The following is a 20,660-nucleotide window of genomic DNA, read 5'->3' as shown; positions in this document are numbered from 1 at the left end:
ACCCCATTGATAGTTTCATAGCTATTGATGCGTTTCATATATTAATTTAAAAACAAGGGGGAAAATAAGTTGAAGAAATTATTTAACGGCCGATTTATGTTATTGCTAATCGCTGCGTTTATGCTGGCATTCGTTGTTGCTTGTTCATCAGATGATGACGATTCAGATAATGGATCAGATGACTCAAACGGTTCATCAGACGAAGCATCAAATGGTGAAGACGGAGAAATTTCAGGCGAGCTAGAAATTCAGTATTTTGTAGGAGGATATGGAGATTCTTGGTGGAAAGAAGTAATAGCTGATTTCCAGGCAGAGTACCCTGATGTCACTGTTATTGAACAAGCTGGACCGAATATCAACGACGAAATGCGTTCACGTTGGGTAGCGAATGATCCACCTGATCTCGTGTACATTGATGGAGCAGGTTCAAGTGAAACGCAGATGGCAGAAGATGGCCAATTGATGAACCTAACGGAATGGGTAGAGGGAATTGAGCTTGAAGGCGGAGATAAACTAGTTGATAGTTTCATTGTGCAGCCAGGTAAGTTTGATGGAGAAATTTTATCACTACCTCTCGTTTTTGATACATGGGGAACTTGGTATGACAAAGCCTTATTTGATGAAAATGGATATGAAGTGCCAACTGACTTTGAGAGTTTAATGAGCTCAATGGAAGAAATCAAAGCAGACATGGGAATTGATCCTTATGTAACAAGTGGACAACATCCATATTACTTCCTTCGTGGAGCACTTTACCCTGCATTTGGTGCAGCTGGTGGAGATGAATTACTAGCGGATTTAATTACTGGTGCAGAAGGCGCTTGGACGCAGGATGTAGTACTAGATACGATGAAGAAAGTAGAAAGAATGCAACAGGAAGGTATGTTTGATTCAGGATTAGGTGCATTGAACCATACTCAATCTCAAATGAACTTCTTACTGCATGATAATGCGTTTATCCCAGTTGGATTCTGGTTGCCAAATGAAATGGCGAATGATACACCAGAAGACTTTGACTATGGCTTCATCCCTTCACCAATGCAGGATCCTGGTGAAAATTATGCAATCGTTCCTGATTTACGTCCATTAGCAATTGCTGAGAATGCTTCAAATCCAGACGCAGCGAAAGCTTTCATAGAATTTGCGTTCACTAGAGAATATGCAAAATCTTTCTCTGAGCATACTGGTGCGATTATGAACGTCGATGGAGTGGACCTATCTGAAAATGAGAACGTACCTGGATACTTAATCGAAGCTAATGCGATGATTAATGACCCGGATCAGGTTTCCATTTATGAAAAGCCACATCCAATGAGTTCTGATCTTGAAGGGCCAATTGGCGATGCGCTAATGTCCTTAATGCTAGGTAACATGACTGCAGAAGAATTTGTAGAAGCAGCTGAAAAAGCTGCTGCAGACTACCGTAACTAATTTTAGCTAACTGTTTAAGTATGGAACATAAAGGTGCGTTATTCGCCTTTATGTTCCATGCATTATTTTAATAGAAAGAGTGATTGGATGGTACAGTCAAAAAAACAAAAGTATACATTTCTCGCTTTTTGTTTAATTCCGACATTTATCATGTTTGCTATATTTACCCTATATCCATTATTTAGTGGCTTGTACTATTCATTTTTTGATTGGTCTGGCGCTTCTCAAAATAAAGAGTTTATTGGATTTGACAATTACATAAAATTAATAAATGATGCAATTATCCCCAATACAATTATCCATGATTATTTCCTGGTGGCAACGAAGGTAATTGGTATTATGATTTTAGCTATGTTTTTTGCTGTTGCCCTAACACAATTGAAAATCAAAGAGGCACCATTTTATCGAATTGTGTTTTTCTTCCCTAATATTATGTCCGTTGTAGTTATTGGGATCCTCTGGTCTTTCATTTATAACCCAAGCATGGGCCTTGTTAATTCCGGTTTGGAAGCTATTGGTTTGGAAAGTTGGACTAGACCATGGCTAGGCAGTGAGACATGGGCTTTGCCAAGTCTGGTTTTACCATCGATCTGGGCTGGTATAGGTCTCTTTATGCTTATGCTAATGGGTGGTATAGCGAATGTTTCGAAAAGCTATTATGAAGCAGCTGAAATAGATGGTGCGAATGAATGGCAGCAATTTTGGAAGGTGACTTTACCACTAGTATGGCCACAAATTAAAATTTCTGTTCTTTATATTGTTATTACTACATTAAATGGTTCCTTCATTATCGTTCAAGTTATGACTGGTGGCGGACCTAATAACTCAACACATGTAATGGGTTCCTATCTTTATCAGCAAGCATTCGTGCGATATAACTTTGGTTACGGAGCAACTATCGGTGTAATGATTCTAGTCCTTTCATTAATTACCGTATTAATTTTACAATTCTTTATGCGAAGAGATAAAGTTGAATATTAAAAAGCATGATAGAAACTAAAATGGTAGTAATGAAAAAAGGAGGAACAGAAAGTGAAGCGTAGTGTAGGTCAGATCTTGGGGAAAACAGGAATACGAATTCCACTCATTTTATGGACAATAGCAGTATTATATCCCATTTTCTGGATGTTTCTTGGTTCGTTTAAATCGAATGCAGAGATATATAGGAATCCGTGGGGTTTTCCAGAATCATTCAGTTTTCAAAACTTTGCCAATGCGTGGTCAAATTATAATATAGATACAAGTGTTTTTAATAGTTTAATAGTAACCGTAGTTGGATCTTTACTAACATTATTTCTGGCGATACCAACTGCATATGCAATTGAACGACTGAAATTCAAAGGGAGTCATATTCTATTTACAGTTTATGTTTCTGCAATGATGATTCCGATGGTATTAGGTTGGATTCCGTTGTTCTTCCTATTAATGGATTTGGGCTTACTGGATAATATCTTTGGTCTGGCAATCGTATACGCAATAAGCCAGCTACCATTTACGATTTTCGTACTAACCAGCTTTATGAGCACGATTCCTAAATCATTGGAAGAATCCGCAGCCATTGATGGACTTTCGCCCTATGGCGTCTTATGGAAAATTATCACACCTTTAAGTATGTCGGGAATCATTACAGTAACAATTATGAATGCCATCCAGTTTTGGAATGAGTACTTCATGGCACTGATTTTCTTACAGAGCAGTGAAAATTATACATTAGCTTTAGCGATTGATTATATTAGTAGTGAGGCCCAATATACGAATGCCTGGGGAACGTTGTTTGCCAGTCTGGTTATTGCAATTATACCTGTAATCATCCTGTACGCGATCTTCCAACAACGTATTGCAAAGGGTATGACAGAAGGGGCCATAAAAGGATAGTTTTGTAGTATAGTGTAGAAGCGGCAATCAGGGTTTTCTGGTTGCCGTATTTTTGTTACTTAAAACCCGATTTGAAGGTTGAAATATTGTTCAAATGGTAACTATAATTAATAGTAGAATGTTTTTCAAATTAATTGGTTAAAAAGAATTAACCAAATAACGTAGAATAGAATTAAGTGAAAAGAATTTATTGGCAGTTGGAAAAGTTAAAACTTTCCTATCTGCATAAGTACAACTAAGGCATCGCCCAAAAGCTTGGGGATTGCCAAGTTTTCTAAGATGAAAGGAGACTTCCTATATGAACCTACCTAAAAAAATGGAAGGAACACTAGATGAATTTTACAAATTAAGAGAAGGTACCAATCAATTAATGGAGTTTATTGATGGGATTGTTTAGATATCACCATCACTATCTACCATACACCAGCGAATTTCCGGACGTTTACATGCTGCATTATTTAACTTATTAGAAGGTAAAGCATGCGAAGTTTTTCATGCACCATTCGACGTTGAATTAAGTAAAAAGGGTGTTGAAGATAAAAAAGTCGTTATCCCTGATCTATCTGTTATTTGTGATAAAGAAGGATTGGGCAGCAATAAGTATACTGGTGCTCCAACAATTATTATTGAAATTATTAGTCCATCAAATCAATCTCATGATTTAGTAACAAAGCTGAATCTATACATGGAATACAGTGTTAAAGAATATTGGATCGTTAATCCCTTATTAAATACCGTTCAACTCTATTTATTGGATGAAGAAGGAACTTACCAACAAAAAGATGTGGCGAGATACCAAGGAACTGTGAAATCAAAAGTATTGGCAGGATTTGAAGTGGATATTGAAAAACTGTTTGTGTAGTTGAATTACTGTTTTGGACTTATGAGGGTAATATTAAAACAAGCTGTAAATACTAATTTGCGTTTCTCATAGGATCAAGCATCTTTGTTTAGGGCCATAGAAGTGTACCATGACAAGTTTTTACTAGCGATTGTCACATAGTTTGCCATTTGTTGCCACCAAATTTACCGGTGGATTAATGTCAAGGAATTGCGGTCTAAATCTTTAATGATTCTGGAAGAAATTAGACTTTAGCTATTCAACAATAACGCCTTTAGTTGAATTACAGTTAAACACATGAGAGTGGCAAAGGTTAGCTTTCCACTCCCATAATTCATGTTTTACTCTGAAATAATGAATACGCCACCGCAACGAGAAATCGGATAAAATTCACACTCATTCTCTAGTGAAGAATTAATTTCATCATAAACGAAATAAAACTCATCATCATCCCAATATTCAATACTATCCTGACGACATTTATTAAGTTGTTCTCGTGTTTCAAAAGAAATGTCACCAATGAAAATTTTACCGTCTTTTTTGAGCAAAGGTATTAAGTTAGTTATAAATACTATTTTCTCTTTGTCTGTTAAGTGGTGTAATGCATAGGTGCTTATAATGGAATCATATTTCTTACCAAGTATCTCAGGAGGTAAGCCCATTGAAAAATCCCATTCAATCAAATAAGCATTTGGCATTATAGATTGTGCAATGGAAATCATTTTTGATGAGAAGTCTACACCATCAATTTGGTGTCCATTTGTATATAGTTTACTTGTTAATACACCTGTTCCAAAACCAATATCTAAGATTTCAGAATCCACCTTTTGCATTGCTTCATTAAAAATAACGTTTAGTATTTTCTTATACCCAGCAAAAGGATACAGGTTATTTTCCTCACTGAGTTGAACTGTTTTATCATAGTTATCAGCCCACAAATTAAACCCTTGATTACTTAACATGAATGCTCCTCCAATATCTTTGAAATTTACGAGCATTCAAAGAAAAACTTCTTTTATGAATTACTCGTAATGAACTCCAATAAAAGATTTTTTCGGTCAAAAGTTAAAATGTTTTTCATTACGAATCACACCTTTCATTAATATAGTTGTAATTTTAACACAAATTTCAAAATATTACATCCTTATACAGTACGTACTTTTAATGGCCCTATGTGGAAGGACTGCTCTTATTGAAAATCAATCAAATTTGTACTACAAGTATTACATTTTGATTTCAAAAACTATGGGTTTAGCTTTGATCATCCAGTGGTCAAAGTTATGTCAGAGGTGGTATATTTTATTGGATATAATTATGAAGGGATTTTGTTTATAGTGAATAAAATTCCTATATTAAGTTAATTAATAGAAAAACTAAATGATAAAATTCAGGAAGGGACAGTTGGAAAATGGGATCAAATACGGAATATCTATCTAAAAATGATATTTCAGCGATTTTGAGGGCAGCAGATGAAATCATTGCAGAGGGCGGACGAACACTTCTTGCCAAAATTCTAAAGGGTTCACGTGAGAAAAAGGTATTGGCTTTAGAGTTAGATGCCTGCCCGGTCTATGGTTATTACAAATCGGAGAAATTAGAAAAGATAATGGAAAAGATAGACTGGATGATAGATTATGATTTTCTCGATATTCAATACTCTGGCAAACTGCCAATGATTGTTTTTACGGATCGTGGCTGGGAGATTGAAAGGGACTTTCGTGCAGACGAATTTTTAGCTGAATGGAGCAGATGGCAAAAAGAAGGTAGACCAATACCAGATATGAACTATTTAAAAGATCGGGACCGGAAAATGATACTTTTATTTATTAGAAAGGTTAGAGAAACAGGAGATAAGAGGTATATTCCTTATTTAGAAGCATGGAATAAAATAGAATATAAGAAAGTACAAGCTGAGATTAAAGAAACAATCAATGCATTGGATTCGGATGAACCCATTGACCTTAATGGTGCTCTGAAAAGAAATGCGTCACTTCAGGAAGCATTGAAGGGATCTGCTCCACAGGATCTGTTTATCAAATGCTGGGAGTGTGGTAATCGGTTTACTTTTACAGTAGGGGAGCAGAAAATCTACAAACAAAAAGGTTTTTCAGATCCGAAAAGATGTGAAGAGTGTCGGTTGGAACAGAAATTAATTGGAGAATACTTATAGACTATTTTATTGAATGAATAATCAGTTTGAGGGGTGGACTTGTTGGCTAACAAGGAAGTGGTGGAGGAGAGGAAAGAGCCGCTGCTTCAATTGACAGGAGGTTATAGTAAGCTGTTAAATGGACACTCGCTTTTGGTCGGTTATTTTACTCGTTATTAAAATGAGTCCTTATCGTCATTGCTACGTTTTATTAGGACTCTGAGTATTTACTTCCTCTTCCCACTCTTCCCATGTTATTCCATAGGGGGCTCCTCCGGACGTATATCCTGCAATAAATGCATACGTTTCATCACACTCTTCATCCCAAAAGTCTTCTTCAGGTTGTTTTCTTTTTTTCTTTTTAGCGGCATTACGTTTTTCTGACTCTTGTTGCTTTTGTATCTCAGAGTCTTTCAATTTTTGTATATATGCTTTCTCATAAGTATAACCAATCATTTCTAATTCTTTAACAGCACAAAGCTTATTTACATTAAAGTGCTTGCTATAGCCATTTACAAGGTTTTCTCCATTGTATTTTGGGATCCAATGTTGTGCAGCCTGAAGTCTTCCAGTGCGTTTAAGACGTTTATGTCTAGGTATGTTCGATTTCTTTTTTTTATGCTTCGCCATAAAGGAACCTCCTAAACACTATCATAAACGTTTTTCTTCTTATGATCAATATGTATGGAAAGTACTATTTTTAGAGATTATGTATAATGGAAATATAACTTTTAAAAATGAGGGTTACTATGAAAAATCATAATTATCAACTTCAGAAAGCTTTGGAAGAATGTGAACAATTGAAAAAGGAAAACAATCAATTGAAAAAGTTGTTGAAGCTTCATAACATCCCTATTGAACTAAATCAAAACCAGTCACAAAATAGCCAATTATATTCTAAAGAAAAGAAAATAAAAGACAGAATAAAGCTATTTAGAAACTTATTCAAAGGAAGAGAAGATGTTTTTGCAGTACGTTGGGAATACGATAATGGGAAAAAGGGGTATTCCCCAGCTCGAGACCGTCAACGGCAAAACCTGCTACCTATAACAGATCAGGTGATATATGACCATCTTATTGGAAAGAGGATAATTGGAGTTTACCCAATGCTTAAGGATGAAACTTGCTGGTTTTTAGCAGTTGATTTTGATAAAAATAATTGGAAGATGGATGCAAGTGCTTTTATAGAGGTGTGTAAATCGCATAAGGTACCAGTAAGCATTGAAATATCTCGTTCAGGGAATGGGTGTCATATTTGGATCTTTTTTGAGAACTCGATTCCGGCAAATCTAGCACGAAGGCTTGGAAATGTCCTTTTAACACGGACACTTGAAAAAAGATATCAGCTGGGTATAGATTCATATGACCGTATGTTCCCGAATCAGGATACATTACCACAAGGAGGGTTTGGTAATTTAATTGCCCTTCCACTACAGCATTTTCCACGAAAAAGTGGTAATAGTGTTTTTGTTGATGAAAATTTTAATGCATATCCTGATCAATGGTCGTATCTGGCCAAAATAAGAAAAATGGATAGAAAAGAAATAGAGAGCATTGTTAAGAAGAATCATCAAATTGAACAATCAACTTTTGTAGTTAATGAAAGTACCTCGAGTAAAGACAAGTTACCAATAAAACTAACAATTATTTTAAAAAATGGAATATATATTCCTAAAGATGGTCTCCCCTCTAAATTTATTAATGAAATGGTTAGGTTGGCGACGTTTAATAATCCGGAGTATTTTAAAGCTCAAGCAAACAGATTATCAACTTACAAGATCCCGAGAATGATTGATTGCACAGACAACCAGCAAGATTATTTAATCCTACCCAGGGGGTGTCTGGAAGATCTAAGAAAACTTTTGAAAGCAAAGAATATAGAACTTATTATAAAAGATGAAATGAATTCAGGAAAACCATTCGCAGCAGAATTTCATGGACAGTTGACTGGACAGCAAGAAGATGCTGTACAAAACATGCTTAACTATCAAAACGGCATTTTATCAGCAACTACAGGATTTGGAAAGACCGTGGTAGCTGCATCACTTATATCTAACAGAAAAGTAAATACCTTAGTGATTGTTCATCGGAAGCAGTTAATGGATCAATGGAAGGAACGTTTATCGACATTTCTTAATATAGATACGAGTAAAATAGGCCAAATTGGCGGAGGTAAGAATTCAGCAAATGGGGCCATGGATATTGCTACAATTCAAACACTTAATTACAAAGGGAAAGTCAAAGATTACATTTTAGAATATGGACAAATTATTGTAGATGAATGTCATCATATTTCGGCATTTAGTTTCGAAAGTGTGTTGAAAAAGGCAGAAGCGAGATATGTTCATGGTTTAACAGCAACCCCAACTAGAAAAGATGGCTTACAACCAATAATGGCGATGCAATGTGGGCCAATACGTTATAAAGTAACCGCTAAGAACCAAGCTAGGGTTAGACCATTTAATCATGTCCTGATACCTAGAAATACACCATTTAAAAGTAAACTAAACAGGGAAGAAAAAAACATTCAAACGCTTTATAGAGAACTGGTAAAAAGTAATTCAAGAAATGAAATGATCTTTAATGATGTATTGAAGGAATTAGAAAATGGGGCAAGTCCGATAATATTAACGGAGAGAATCGAACATGTAAGAGAGTTCGAATTGATGTTTAAAGGCTTTGCTAAAAATATTATTGTTCTAACAGGTGGAATGAACAAAAAAGATATTCAGAATAAATTAGAACAATTAGAATCTATATCGGATGAGAAAGAAAGGTTAGTTATTGCTACAGGTAAATATATTGGAGAAGGTTTTGATAACGCAGTAATGGACACAATGTTTTTGGCTATGCCAATATCCTGGAAAGGTACACTACAACAATATGTAGGGAGACTACATAGGCTGCATGATGATAAGAATGTGGTGAAAGTATATGATTATGTGGATCATAGAGAAGAAGTATTCCGCAATATGTATGAAAAAAGAAAGAAAGGATACAAAGCATTAGGTTATATAATGGAAGGATCAGACTCTCCTGAAAATGAAAGTACGCAACAAATGAAGTTGTTTTGATGTTTATCATAATTAGGTAGGAATATTTGTTCGTAGTTTACTACAATTTTTCTTTATAAAAAGCTCTTTCACATAATTTGTTGCTTTTTCTCACAGTATTTGATTATAAACCGCGACGTTAGTAGGGTTGATTTCCGCTATGGGCAGTCGCTTTCCGCTGTTATGGCTTCAGCCCTACTTTAAGGAAAACTATCGCTGCGGGGTATTCAGACACGTGCTGTTCCCGCTGGAGTCGACTGCATACCGCTCCGATCAACAATCATAAAAAGAGAAAAATTATTTAATAAAGCAATAGATAAAGTTATAACATAGCACAATACCAGCGAAATGTTTTTCCTTAGCGGTTAGTTATGTCAGTAACGAATTATGTTGCACTTATAGACACTGATAAATAAGGGTTCGTTACCTAATTATGATGCAAATAGCAGCAATCTTTTAGAAAACAGTCCTATAAAATAATAAAAATAAAATAGTAATTAAATAACATGTGGGCGGTTGATCATTTCCTTTAAGAGAAGGGAGCTTGTAGAGTGAAGATATATGAAGCATTAAGCTTGGTGGCTCAACTGCCGGTAGATATCCGATTCGTTTCAACTAAAAATCAGTGATGGATGAAGGGAAGTCCCCACTGATTGAAGTTTCACTTTATCTTTAATATCTACTTTGACACTAAGTTTTCCTTATAATTTAATCCTTAAAAGTGAAAAAAAGTAACCGCCCTCAATTTTAATGGATAAGACGGTTACTTCTTCTGTTTATTGCACCAAATTCATTCTATCAACGGCCCTTGAAGAGGTTAGTAAATCTTCTACCGGGTGAATCTAAAATACTTAGTATAGTTACATTTATGACTCTTTAATCAAGGTATTATAAATCGATTTTTAAAATAAAAGTTGTTTACTAAAAGAATATTGCATTTGATAAGCTAATATTATTACTGGTGTGCAACGCTTCAGTATCCACGTTCACGTTCACAAGTTCATGCTCACTGTGGGGCACTCATCAGCTTTAAGAGTGCCCTTTCTCTTTTATTTTTATCTTATTCGTGCACTCATCGGCTCTATGAGAGCACCATCTCTTGCTTAATTATCTTATTAGGGCGCTCATCGACTCTATGAGAGCACCATCTCTTGCTTAATTATCTTATTAGGGCACTCATCAGCTTTATGAGAGCACCATCTCTTGCTTTATTATCTTTTTCGGTCGCTCATCAGCTTTATGAGATGAAAATAGCAATCTATCCAAACGACTTAATATACCAAATAATCCTTACGCACTTTCTGGAAATCTTTCAATCCATCTTTCCATTGCTTTTCCATATCTTCAACAGCTTCCCCGTTTTCAATTGCTTCACGGATCCATCCATTACCGATTAGATTGTCGAAGAAGGATACTCCTGCGCTGTTCTCTGCGCGAAACTCAAAGTCTTCTGGGTACATATCATGCAATGTTTTTACAATATGCAGTCCTGTTTCAACTGGTTTGTAAGACTTCTTATTCGTTACGTGAATCTGTACACCATTACTAAGTGTTCCAGCATGTTTGGAAAAAGAAGGTGTAAATGATGCTGCACGGAAAATAACACCGGGCAGATCAATTTCATTTAAAGCTGCTGCAAGTTCTGTACTGTTAACAAATGGCGCACCCAGCAATTCGAATGGTTTTGAAGTGCCGCGGCCTTCTGATAAGTTTGTGCCTTCAATTAATGCTGCTCCAGGATAAACGAGAGCGGTATCAAGTGTTGGCATGTTTGGTGATGGTAGAACGAATTCTAAGTCTGTATCATCATAATACATATTGCGCTTCCAGCCATTCATTTCTACTACCGTTAAATCGGCACCGATATCAAATTCATTATTAAATAACTTTGCTAATTCCCCAACTGTCATCCCATGACGCAAGGGAATAGGGTAGTTCCCAACGAATGAAGCATAATCAGGATCCAGAACTGGACCTTCTACTTTATGTCCACCAAGCGGGTTAGGGCGGTCTAGTACAATAATTTCGATATCATTTTCCTGAGCTGCTTCCATAGCATAAGCCATTGTATAAATATACGTATAGAAGCGTGTACCTACATCCTGGATATCAAATAGTAATACATCTACATCCTCCAGCATTTCCGGAGTAGGCTTCCTCGTTTGGCCATACAGACTGTATACAGGCAATCCTGTTGTTTCATCAATATAATATTCCACATATTCTCCAGCTTGAGCGTCCCCACGAACACCATGCTCCGGGCCGTAAAGTGCTGTTAAATCAACATCCGGGTCATTGTGCAGTCGATCGACAATGCTGTTTAACTCCTGATCTACACCAGTTGGGTTGGTAATTAAACCAACACGCTTCCCTTCAATTAAGTCTTTTTGTTCGTCCAGCAATACTTCAACGCCTAATTTAAGTTCATTTGGACTTACTTTCTCTTTTCCATTTCCGTTGCCCCTATCTGCGAATACTGCAGTTAAGGAACTTAATACTAATACAATCGTCAAAAAAGTAATAATAGATTTCTTCATATTCGTCAATCGCTCCTTTTTAGTAGTTTAAACCAAAGCCATACTCAAACAATGTATTGCCATCTTGATCTGGAATTGTTACAGGCAATAAACCAGTTGGGTTATTTTCACCAAATAGAGTTGCTGCTGTGGCGTTAAAGCTTGCCTCTCTAAATCCGTATTGTGCTAAATAGGCATCAATCTCAGGGAAGGCCATTACGTCATAAGGGTTGCGGATACCAACTCCGACAACAGGTGCATCAACATTTTCGATAAGCTGATTTACCAGCTGCATCTGCGCACTTCCCGGATCACGACCATTTACATTGAATGTATACGATCCTACAATTACACTACTTGCATCCTGCAATTGAGCCAGTTGGTCATCACTTAATGGACCAGAGGCTACCACGAGATCTGTGTTTTCATGGTATGAACTCACAGCTTCATACAAGCTGTTGATATACGTATTTCCAATAACTACTATTTTTTCTTCATTTGAAAAGTTAAGTGGTAGCGCATTGTCATTTTTAACGAGAGTGATCGACTGATTTGCTGCCTCCTGTTCCACTTGTTTATGTGCATCGGAACCAACTACCTGTTCCGCATTATCAACAATTTCATTTACGGGCAGTGGATTCTCAGATTTTATAATTCCACGTTCCATTTTCAAAGTTAAAATACGTTCTACAGATGCTTCGATGCGTTCTTCTGTGATCTCTCCTGTTTCAACTGCTTCCAGCAAGCCATCTGCGACCTCTTCCAGTCCTACCGGCATGAGAATGATATCCGTTCCGGCATTAACCGAACGAATAACTGCATCGACCGAGCCAAAATGATCAGTAATTGCGTTCATATTCAATGCATCAGTAATAATGACACCATCAAAGCCCATTTCTTCACGCATTAACTCAGTTAAAACTTTATGTGAAAGGGTTGCTGGTAAAGAAATTTCCGTTCCATCTTTTTTCGAAATTACTTTTGTATCATCAATCTTTGGAAAAGTCACATGCGCAGTCATGATCGCATCAATGCCAGCTTCCATTGCTTGTTGAAATGGATATAACTCCACTTCCAATAAACGTTCTTTATCATGTGGGACTTCTGGTAAGCCAAGGTGTGAATCAACTGCTGTATCCCCATGTCCAGGAAAGTGTTTTGCAGTGGCTGCTACACCTGTACTTTGTAAACCTTGTGTATAGGCAATTCCCAGATCGGCAACTAATTCAGGGTCCTCACCGAATGAACGAACTCCGATTACCGGATTATCAGGATTATTATTTACATCTAACACAGGTGCCAGGTTCATGTTAATTCCCAGTGCGTTTAGTTCTTCGCCAATTACTTCACCTACATTTTCTGCCGTTTCTGTTGAACGAGCGGCACCAAGCGCCATATTACCAGGCATATCTGTACCTGACTGCAGGCGAGTAACGATTCCGCCCTCCTGGTCAATGGTCATGAGCAAGCCATATTTTTCGGCAACTTCTTGATATGCAGCGACTAGTCGTGCGGTTTGTTCTGTAGTCACTACATTCTCACGGAATAAAATAACGCCGCCAAGATGGTATTCTTCAATTAACTGTTCGATTTCCGGGAGCATTTCCGTAACATTCTCTCCGTCCCAATTTCTGAAGTCGGGCATTAGCATTTGTCCTATTTTTTCATTGATTGTCATGCCGGCAATCGCTTGATCAATTATATTGTATTGATCCCCATTTTGTTGAATAACCTGTGTTCCGGATGACTTTGTGTGAACGGCAATCCGGTCACTTGAATTACCATCTGTTACGGTGATAATAGATCGGCCATTTTGTCCAGTTAGTGTTACCAGTCCACTATCATCCACGGTTGCTACATTTTCGTTCCGTGAATTCCAGCTAAGGTTATCGGCAGTTTCTTTAAAATGGCCATCTTCATAAATGCGTAACACACGCAAGTCAATTTGATTGTTTTCAATAACCGGTGCTGCCTGTGGTATGTTTTGAAAAATAATAAGATCATCTATGTTGTCCTGTTCTTCCGCATAGATGGTGTTACCCGAAAAAGGGCTCACCAGCAGGGCAAAAATAGCTGTTAGAATAAAGGGAATCTTGATAGAAAATTTCATGCTTCTCCTCCTTGAATCTTAATAGTTACGCTGCGTCCAATCATCACTGTTTAGATTAAGTCCCAGCTCCTCACCATATACCGAATGCAGTTGGATATTCGTTACATACCAACCTCTGCCATTATTATAACTATCTGTATCGTAACGGAAACGGACATGTGTGGTTCCAGCAGGTATTAATGCTTCATCTGATTGCCAGTCCACACTGCTCCCTGTATAAGGGTCTAGGACAGTACTCCAGTGTTCACCATCAGCTGAAACTTCGACAACACCAAAATCATAACCTTGTTCTGTTCTGTACCAAGTGTCAAAAGAAAGCATGGCTTCATTCGTTACATCTACTTCGGCTGTTAACGTGCGATCCAATTGATCTCCATACCCTGCGAACCATGCATCATTTTTATTCGGCATAGCTACAGGTATAGCATCAGCAACCTGTCTGGCAAGCTGGCGTCTTGCTGGATTTGTAGAAACCGTAGACCGGGTTGGGTGAACACGGTTCGTTAATAAAATTGCAATCGTATCATTGTTCTGGTTAATTACGAGTGACGTTCCTGTATAACCAGTATGTCCAATAGTCGATGCTTCTGATAATCCATCCATATACCAGCTTTGCGAAAGCTCAAATCCTAATCCATGTTCATTGCCAGGGAATTCTGGAATTTGATTTTCCATCAGCAGTTCTACTGTTTCTGGCTGAAGAATTTGCTCGTTTCCATAACGACCTTCATTAACAAACATATGTGCAAGCTTTCCTAAATCATGTGCAGTTGAAAAAACACCAGCATGTCCTGCAACACCATCCAGTGACCATGCGTTTTCATCGTGCACATCTCCCCATACAAGACCTCTGTTGATTGCTGGCTGGTATTCCGTTGCTGCAATCCGTGGCTTCAATTCTTCAGGCGGATTATACATCGTATCTGACATTTTTAATGGCTGGGTAATGTTTTCCTGAACAAATTCATCAAGCATCTGTCCTGATAGTTGTTCGATTAAAGTGGCTAATGTAATCATATTCAAATCACTATAGGTATACGTGGTTCCAGGCGGATTAGCAAGCGGATAGTTTAAAACATGGTCTATTCTGTCTTCACGGTTTTCTCCAACTGTGTAAAGAGGTATCCATGCTGCAAAACCGGAAGTGTGTGTCATCAGCTGTCTGATCGTTACATTTTCCTTCCCATTTTCAGCAAATGCTGGAATATGCTCTGCAACAGGATCATCCAGCTCAAAATGACCTTCTTCATACATTATCATGGCTGCTGTTGTAGTGAATAGCTTACTAATGGAAGCAAGGTCGAAAATGGTATCCCTGTTCATAAGAAGTGGCTCGTCCACTTCACTGCCAGCATCATCTGCATAGAGTAATGCATGCCCATAGGCTTCGTGCTGGACAATATGTCCCCGCCTGGCAACAAAAGTAACTGCTCCTGGCATCGTTCCTTCATTAATATGTGTTTCCATGATCGAGTCAATTTCCAACAGGGGATTCTCCATCATACCTGCCCCCTTGATTGAACCCGCGTGTAAAACAGGTGATGTCGGCCCTGGGTTACTCCATGAAAATTGGGGATGAGGCTGCTTCTGTGCCTTCTTGTTATCCTGCTTTTCAATCGTTGGGTTTTGAGTACTTCCTTGATCAGCTGTTACTGGAACCACTGAAGTGAAAAGCATGGACGATGTTAAAACCATTGATAATGAAACAATCGATAAATTTCGGCGCATTCATTTCCTCCTCCTATGCAAAGTTTTTTTAAAAGACTATCAATCTTTGAAAGGGCTTACATTACTATAATGATAAGGAATTCTGAATGTTTTGTATATGCAATCAATGGTTCAAAAATAGAAGAACACTTGTAAATTCATGAGCCAAATAGATTGGGTCATTTGCCATAGACGGAAAATTCGCGCGGCTTTTATTAAAAAACACGCGACACCCAGCTCAAATCACGTGACACCAGCATTAAAACGTGTGGCAACGGGTACAATACCAACCGAGGCCCCTGTGAATATTTTCAGTCACTATAAACTCATACCTTCATTAATATGGCTGTCCGTATAAATGGCAGATTTTGATTAGGTGAAATGTTCAGGATATTGTGGTAATATAATTAGGTAAAAGGTAACAAGGGGGGCTTTAAATTAGAGTCTTACTAAAAAATAGGAGGAGTTTACATGGAATATGCAATTAGCGGTTGGACGTTATTTTGGTTCGCAGTTCCCATGCCATTGTTAGTAGTGTGGGCGACGATTACCTTTTTCACGGAAGGGAGGAATGAGGAGTAATGAACCCTACTTTAATTACGTTTATAGGATACTTAGCAGTAATGATAACGATTGGGATAATTACCTATCGAATGACACATACGTTGTCTGACTATGTTCTCGGTGGGCGAAAACTAAACAGTTGGGTAACAGCTTTCTCTGCTTCTGCCAGTGACTTTAGTGGATGGCTCTTAATAGGGCTGCCAGGTGCTGCTTATGCAGCGGGTTTAGGCACATGGAGTCTGTGGATTGCAGTTGGTTTGGCAATAGGGGCAATGATCAACTGGCAATATGTTGCAAAACGCTTACGTATCTACACGGAGTATTCGAACGACTCCATAACATTACCTCAGTTCTTCGAGAACAGGTATCGTGATACCTCGCATTTATTACGCGTTATTTCAGCACTTTTCATTTTAGCGTTTTTCTTATTCTATACTGCTTCAGGTCTTGTTGCCGGAGCTAAGTTATTCCAAGGTACATTTGATGTTGATTATCATTTTGCTTTAACTATTGGAGCAATTATAATTGTTGCATATACATTCTTAGGTGGATTTTTAGCAGTAAGTTACACGGACATGATTCAAGGGGCGCTTATGTCTGCAGCATTATTATTCACTGCAATTTATGGTTTGGTTCAAATTGGTGGATTTGGGGAATTGTTTAATCAGCTCGGATCCATCAACACAAGCTTAATAGATGGTTTTGCAGATACTGCTTATAATGAAGGTGAAGGTATACTTTGGGAATCTGCCGGAGCCATTGGTATAGTAGGTATAATTTCTGCACTAGCGTGGGGGCTTGGTTATTTTGGTCAGCCTCACATTCTGGCACGTTTCATGGCAATTCGTTCCCATAAAGAAGTTCGTAAAGCACGTTGGATTAGTGTAAGTCTGGGACTTGTAATACCACTTTACGGTGCATTAATTGTAGGTATGTTAGGGATTATTACCTTTGATCAGCCACTAGGAGATCCTGAGCAAGTCTTTATCCAACTCGTACAGGTTATTTATAATCCATGGGTTGCTGGGTTCCTGCTTGCAGCAGTTTTAGCAGCGATTATGAGTACCGTTGATTCTCAATTACTCGTATCTTCCAGTGCATTATCAGAGGATTTCTACAGAAGGTATTTCCGTAAACAAGCAAAAGATAAAGAGCTCGTTTGGGTAGGACGTATTTCCGTATTAGTCATTGCAATTATTGCGTTGATGATTGCTTGGAACGAAAGCAGTTCTGTACTTGATCTGGTATCCTATGCATGGGCTGGATTTGGTGCGACATTCGGACCGGCCATCTTGTTCTCCTTATTCTGGCGTAAGACATCACGTAATGGTGTTGTTGCTGGTATACTTGTAGGTGGTATTACGATTTTCTTATGGCCACTAACTGGATCAGCACTTTATGAAATGGTACCAGGATTTCTGTTATCCAGCATAGCAATCGTAGTATTTAGTCTAGTAGGCCAAGGCGTATCCGATGAAATTAAAGCGGAATACGATAAGGTTGCTGGGGTAAAATAATAGCAATTTAGGAGTGATACAGCATGAGTCAAGAAAAAATCTATGGCAATACACCTTGTTTTTTAGGCGGAAAAAAAGTCAGCATTAAAGATGTAACTACTGATGAAAGTGATGTACTAATTTATGGAGTTCCTTGGGAAGGTGCAGTAACATGGGGAGATTATACGGGCTGTGAATTAGGACCAAAGGTTATTCGGATAAACTCTGCCCGTTACTCTGGTTATTTACCAGAACTCGACAATATCGATGTATTCAGCCATTACAAAATTGGCGATTTAGGTGATGTGGATGTCGTACCAGCAGATACTATTGAGACGATGAAACGCATCGAAAATTTTGCCAGCTCGGTTTGGAAGACGGATAAATTTCCAGTCGCGCTTGGTGGTGACCATGGAATTACTTATCCGATTGTAAAAGCGTTGAGTGAGGAAGTGGACGGTAAGGTCGGAATCATTCACCTTGATGCCCATTATGATAACTATAAAGATTACGAAGGCGATTTATATGCACGCAGCACGCCATTCCACCGTATTTACGAAAGTGAAAGTGTTCGTAATGAAAGTATTGTTCATATGGGAATTCATGGTCCACGGAATGCACCGGAAACAGGACAGTATGCAAAAGAGGTTGGGGCAACAACCATTTCTGTACGAGAAGTTCGTAAAGCACCGGATTTAGCTGAGCTTGCTAAAAAAGCATATGATATTGCGAGTGAAGGCACAGAGGCAGTTTATTTAAGTATTTGCAGTGATGTTCTGGATTTTGCTTTTAATCCAGGCGGACCTGTTGATGGAAACGGCTTAACTTCATTTGAATTATTGGAGCTGGTACATGAATTTGCCAAACTGGGAATTCGCGGCATGGATTTTGTAGAAGTATATCCACAACAGGATGTAAATGATAACTCATCCCATTTCGTAAGCTATGTCGTGCTTTATGCACTTGCAGGAAATATTTTAAACGAACAGGGGAAATAGAGAATATATATAGAGTGAGCCGCTTCCTGATTGGGAAGCGGTTTTTTCATGTCATTTTTTATTTAATCGGCTACTCGTCCCTGTCTGCACGCGATTTAACCTATTTGCCATGACTGCTGCCTGCCTTCATTCAGCGATCGTACCACTTTATTCAGCGTTCGGCTTGGTTAATCCCGCGTTCAGCCCACTTTATTCAGCGTTTCATCAGCTTAATCCCGCGTTTAGCCCGGTTCATTCAGCGATCACCCCTTTGGGCGGGTCAAAACCGTCCGATCAGGTATGTGTGCAATACGACTGTTTTGACATGAGGCTTATGTTTCGATTTTACTCTGCGAAAGTGAGTTTAGAACTACACAATTTCTGATAATCAGTCGATATTATAGTATATCTGTTTTAAGAGGAGAGTATGGAACCATATGGCACTGAGACTAAAGAGAAAAAAGACTGAGACGAAAAATGAAATTTTAATTGAAATGTGTAAACAAATGAAACCACTTGTTAATGTAGAACCTGGCAGTGATTTAGAAAAACAATTAAACATGCTTGATTTTACAGAAATGGATTTTGCTGTGGCGCAAGCACTCAAACAATTTGTGGTGGAAGATCATACGGCAATTATTGAGGGGTTTTATAAGAATCTGGAGCACAACCCGAAACTAATTAAAATCATTGAAGACAACAGCTCAATTGACAGGCTTAAGAAAACATTAAGCAGGCATGTTGTTGAAATGTTTTCCGGAGAGATGAACGAAGAATTTATTCAGAGAAGAAAAACGATCGCACATATCCATGTGAGAATTGGCCTGACACAGAAGTGGTACATAGCATCTTTTCAAAAATTATTCGATGGCTTAATGGACGTGATTCAGAAGAACTTTCAGAGTGCAGGAGACCGTACACTGGCAATTAGAGTAGTTAATAAATTACTAAATTTAGAACAGCAGGTTGTATTGGAAGCTTATGATGAAGAAGTTCTGCGCATCAAGGAACAGGAAGCACAAACAAAAACGGTTATGCTGGAATCACTGGAGCGAACATCAGTTGAGTTGGCTGCACTAGCTGAAGAAACAAATGCTTCTATTGAAGAAATGACAGCACAGGTAGATACTATTACCTCCAATTCAAAAGTTGGCACTGAGCTTGCGGAAGAAGCAAAAGGAGCAGCAATCCAAGGGAGAGAGCGGCTGGGCGAGATGGGTAATTCCATTGAAAATATGGAAGTAAGTACAATTAAAGTAAATAAAGATATGGAAAGTCTCGAAATAATGTCCACGCAAATAAAAGAAATTATAGAAATCGTAAAATCGATTGCAGATCAAACCAACCTGCTGGCATTAAATGCCTCCATTGAAGCGGCACGAGCCGGAGAACATGGACGTGGATTCGCAGTGGTAGCGGAAGAAGTGAGGAAGCTTGCAGAACAAACGGGAAGTTCCGTAACGAATGTTACCGGGTTGGTAAGCCAGACAAATGAACAAATATTCAACAGTTCATCATCTATTAAAGAAGTGCAGGGCTTTCTGTCAGATGTGAAAGAGCAAATGAGAAATACCGAAAATGCGTTTGGGAAAATTGATGAAAGCATGGAAAAAGCAAAGTCAAGCAATGAAAATATTCAAGATGATCTGGAAGTATTCGGGCAAGCCATTCATGAAATCGAACAATCAGCGACAACGATTTCAGAGTCGGCCGATAACCTCAGTCGGCTGATGGAGGTAAGAGATAGGTAAATGATAATTAGATAGAGATTAGGATTTTTTATATAAAGTCCTGATTTCTATTTTTTTTTGCCTTTTATAAATCCTAGATTTTTACAGTTAATTATACCTACCTCAAAAACGAAAATCCTTCTATATACACTTGTCGTGTTTTTTAGTGAATGATACGATTAAAATACAGAAAATACAAAAGACTAGGGGG

The 20,660-nt window shown here is 38.0% G+C and carries 14 protein-coding genes; 9 read left to right on the top strand and 5 right to left on the bottom strand.

What is annotated here, in order from left to right:
* Window positions 1-69: 69 nt before the first annotated feature.
* The 4 genes from QGM71_RS05385 (at window position 70) to QGM71_RS05370 (ending at window position 4,168) form a co-directional block, all read left to right on the top strand.
* A complete protein-coding gene (locus QGM71_RS05385) occupies window positions 70-1,431 on the top strand; it encodes an ABC transporter substrate-binding protein (RefSeq protein ID WP_327606504.1) in 1,362 nt (453 codons plus the stop codon).
* 87 nt (window positions 1,432-1,518) lie between these two features.
* Window positions 1,519-2,412 (top strand): carbohydrate ABC transporter permease, encoded by an 894-nt coding sequence (locus tag QGM71_RS05380; RefSeq protein ID WP_327606503.1) that lies wholly within the window; start codon window positions 1,519-1,521, stop codon window positions 2,410-2,412.
* A 51-nt stretch (window positions 2,413-2,463) separates the two neighbouring features.
* Complete coding sequence (locus QGM71_RS05375) at window positions 2,464-3,306, top strand: carbohydrate ABC transporter permease (protein WP_327606502.1); 843 nt, start codon at window positions 2,464-2,466, stop codon at window positions 3,304-3,306.
* Window positions 3,307-3,703: 397 nt separating this feature from the next.
* Window positions 3,704-4,168, top strand: a complete 465-nt coding sequence (locus QGM71_RS05370; RefSeq protein WP_327607041.1) for a Uma2 family endonuclease — start codon at window positions 3,704-3,706, stop codon at window positions 4,166-4,168.
* A 320-nt stretch (window positions 4,169-4,488) separates the two neighbouring features.
* Here QGM71_RS05370 and QGM71_RS05365 read toward each other — a convergent pair whose 3' ends face one another.
* A complete protein-coding gene (locus QGM71_RS05365) occupies window positions 4,489-5,109 on the bottom strand; it encodes a class I SAM-dependent methyltransferase (protein ID WP_327606501.1) in 621 nt (206 codons plus the stop codon).
* A gap of 446 nt (window positions 5,110-5,555) precedes the next feature.
* On the opposite strand from QGM71_RS05365, the gene QGM71_RS05360 reads away from it, so the two are divergent.
* Entirely contained in the window at window positions 5,556-6,317 is a 762-nt protein-coding gene (locus QGM71_RS05360) for an RQC-minor-1 family DNA-binding protein (protein WP_327606500.1), read from the top strand.
* Window positions 6,318-6,497: 180 nt separating this feature from the next.
* Here the strand turns inward: QGM71_RS05360 and QGM71_RS05355 are convergent, their stop codons facing one another.
* The gene (locus QGM71_RS05355) at window positions 6,498-6,926 is read right to left on the bottom strand and encodes a hypothetical protein (RefSeq protein WP_327606499.1); all 429 of its coding nucleotides are present in this window, start codon (window positions 6,924-6,926) and stop codon (window positions 6,498-6,500) included.
* 119 nt (window positions 6,927-7,045) lie between these two features.
* On the opposite strand from QGM71_RS05355, the gene QGM71_RS05350 reads away from it, so the two are divergent.
* A complete protein-coding gene (locus tag QGM71_RS05350) occupies window positions 7,046-9,370 on the top strand; it encodes a TOTE conflict system archaeo-eukaryotic primase domain-containing protein (protein ID WP_327606498.1) in 2,325 nt (774 codons plus the stop codon).
* A 1,250-nt stretch (window positions 9,371-10,620) separates the two neighbouring features.
* Here QGM71_RS05350 and QGM71_RS05345 read toward each other — a convergent pair.
* From QGM71_RS05345 to QGM71_RS05335, 3 genes are read right to left on the bottom strand one after another with little or no spacing between them, the layout of a single operon-like run.
* Window positions 10,621-11,886 carry an exo-beta-N-acetylmuramidase NamZ family protein gene (locus QGM71_RS05345; protein ID WP_327606497.1) on the bottom strand — a complete coding sequence of 422 codons (1,266 nt, stop codon included), beginning with the start codon at window positions 11,884-11,886 and terminating at the stop codon, window positions 10,621-10,623.
* A 19-nt stretch (window positions 11,887-11,905) separates the two neighbouring features.
* Window positions 11,906-13,975 carry a beta-N-acetylhexosaminidase gene (nagZ, locus tag QGM71_RS05340; RefSeq protein ID WP_327606496.1) on the bottom strand — a complete coding sequence of 690 codons (2,070 nt, stop codon included), beginning with the start codon at window positions 13,973-13,975 and terminating at the stop codon, window positions 11,906-11,908.
* Between the two features lie 18 nt (window positions 13,976-13,993).
* Window positions 13,994-15,703: a serine hydrolase gene (locus QGM71_RS05335; protein ID WP_327606495.1), complete on the bottom strand. Its 1,710-nt coding sequence runs from the start codon at window positions 15,701-15,703 to the stop codon at window positions 13,994-13,996.
* A gap of 560 nt (window positions 15,704-16,263) precedes the next feature.
* Here QGM71_RS05335 and putP point away from each other — a divergent pair.
* The 3 genes from putP (at window position 16,264) to QGM71_RS05320 (ending at window position 20,470) form a co-directional block, all read left to right on the top strand.
* Window positions 16,264-17,763 (top strand): sodium/proline symporter PutP, encoded by a 1,500-nt coding sequence (gene putP, locus QGM71_RS05330; protein ID WP_327606494.1) that lies wholly within the window; start codon window positions 16,264-16,266, stop codon window positions 17,761-17,763.
* Window positions 17,764-17,786: 23 nt separating this feature from the next.
* A complete protein-coding gene (locus QGM71_RS05325; RefSeq protein WP_327606493.1) occupies window positions 17,787-18,740 on the top strand; it encodes an agmatinase family protein in 954 nt (317 codons plus the stop codon).
* Between the two features lie 416 nt (window positions 18,741-19,156).
* Window positions 19,157-20,470 (top strand): globin-coupled sensor protein, encoded by a 1,314-nt coding sequence (locus tag QGM71_RS05320; protein WP_327606492.1) that lies wholly within the window; start codon window positions 19,157-19,159, stop codon window positions 20,468-20,470.
* Window positions 20,471-20,660 lie beyond the last annotated feature (190 nt).

Source organism: Virgibacillus tibetensis, assembly GCF_036026595.1.
Lineage (GTDB): Bacteria > Bacillota > Bacilli > Bacillales > Amphibacillaceae > Virgibacillus_P > Virgibacillus_P tibetensis.
The sequence above is the reverse complement of the archived record's forward strand: the minus strand, read 5'-3'. Positions and strand labels throughout refer to the sequence as shown.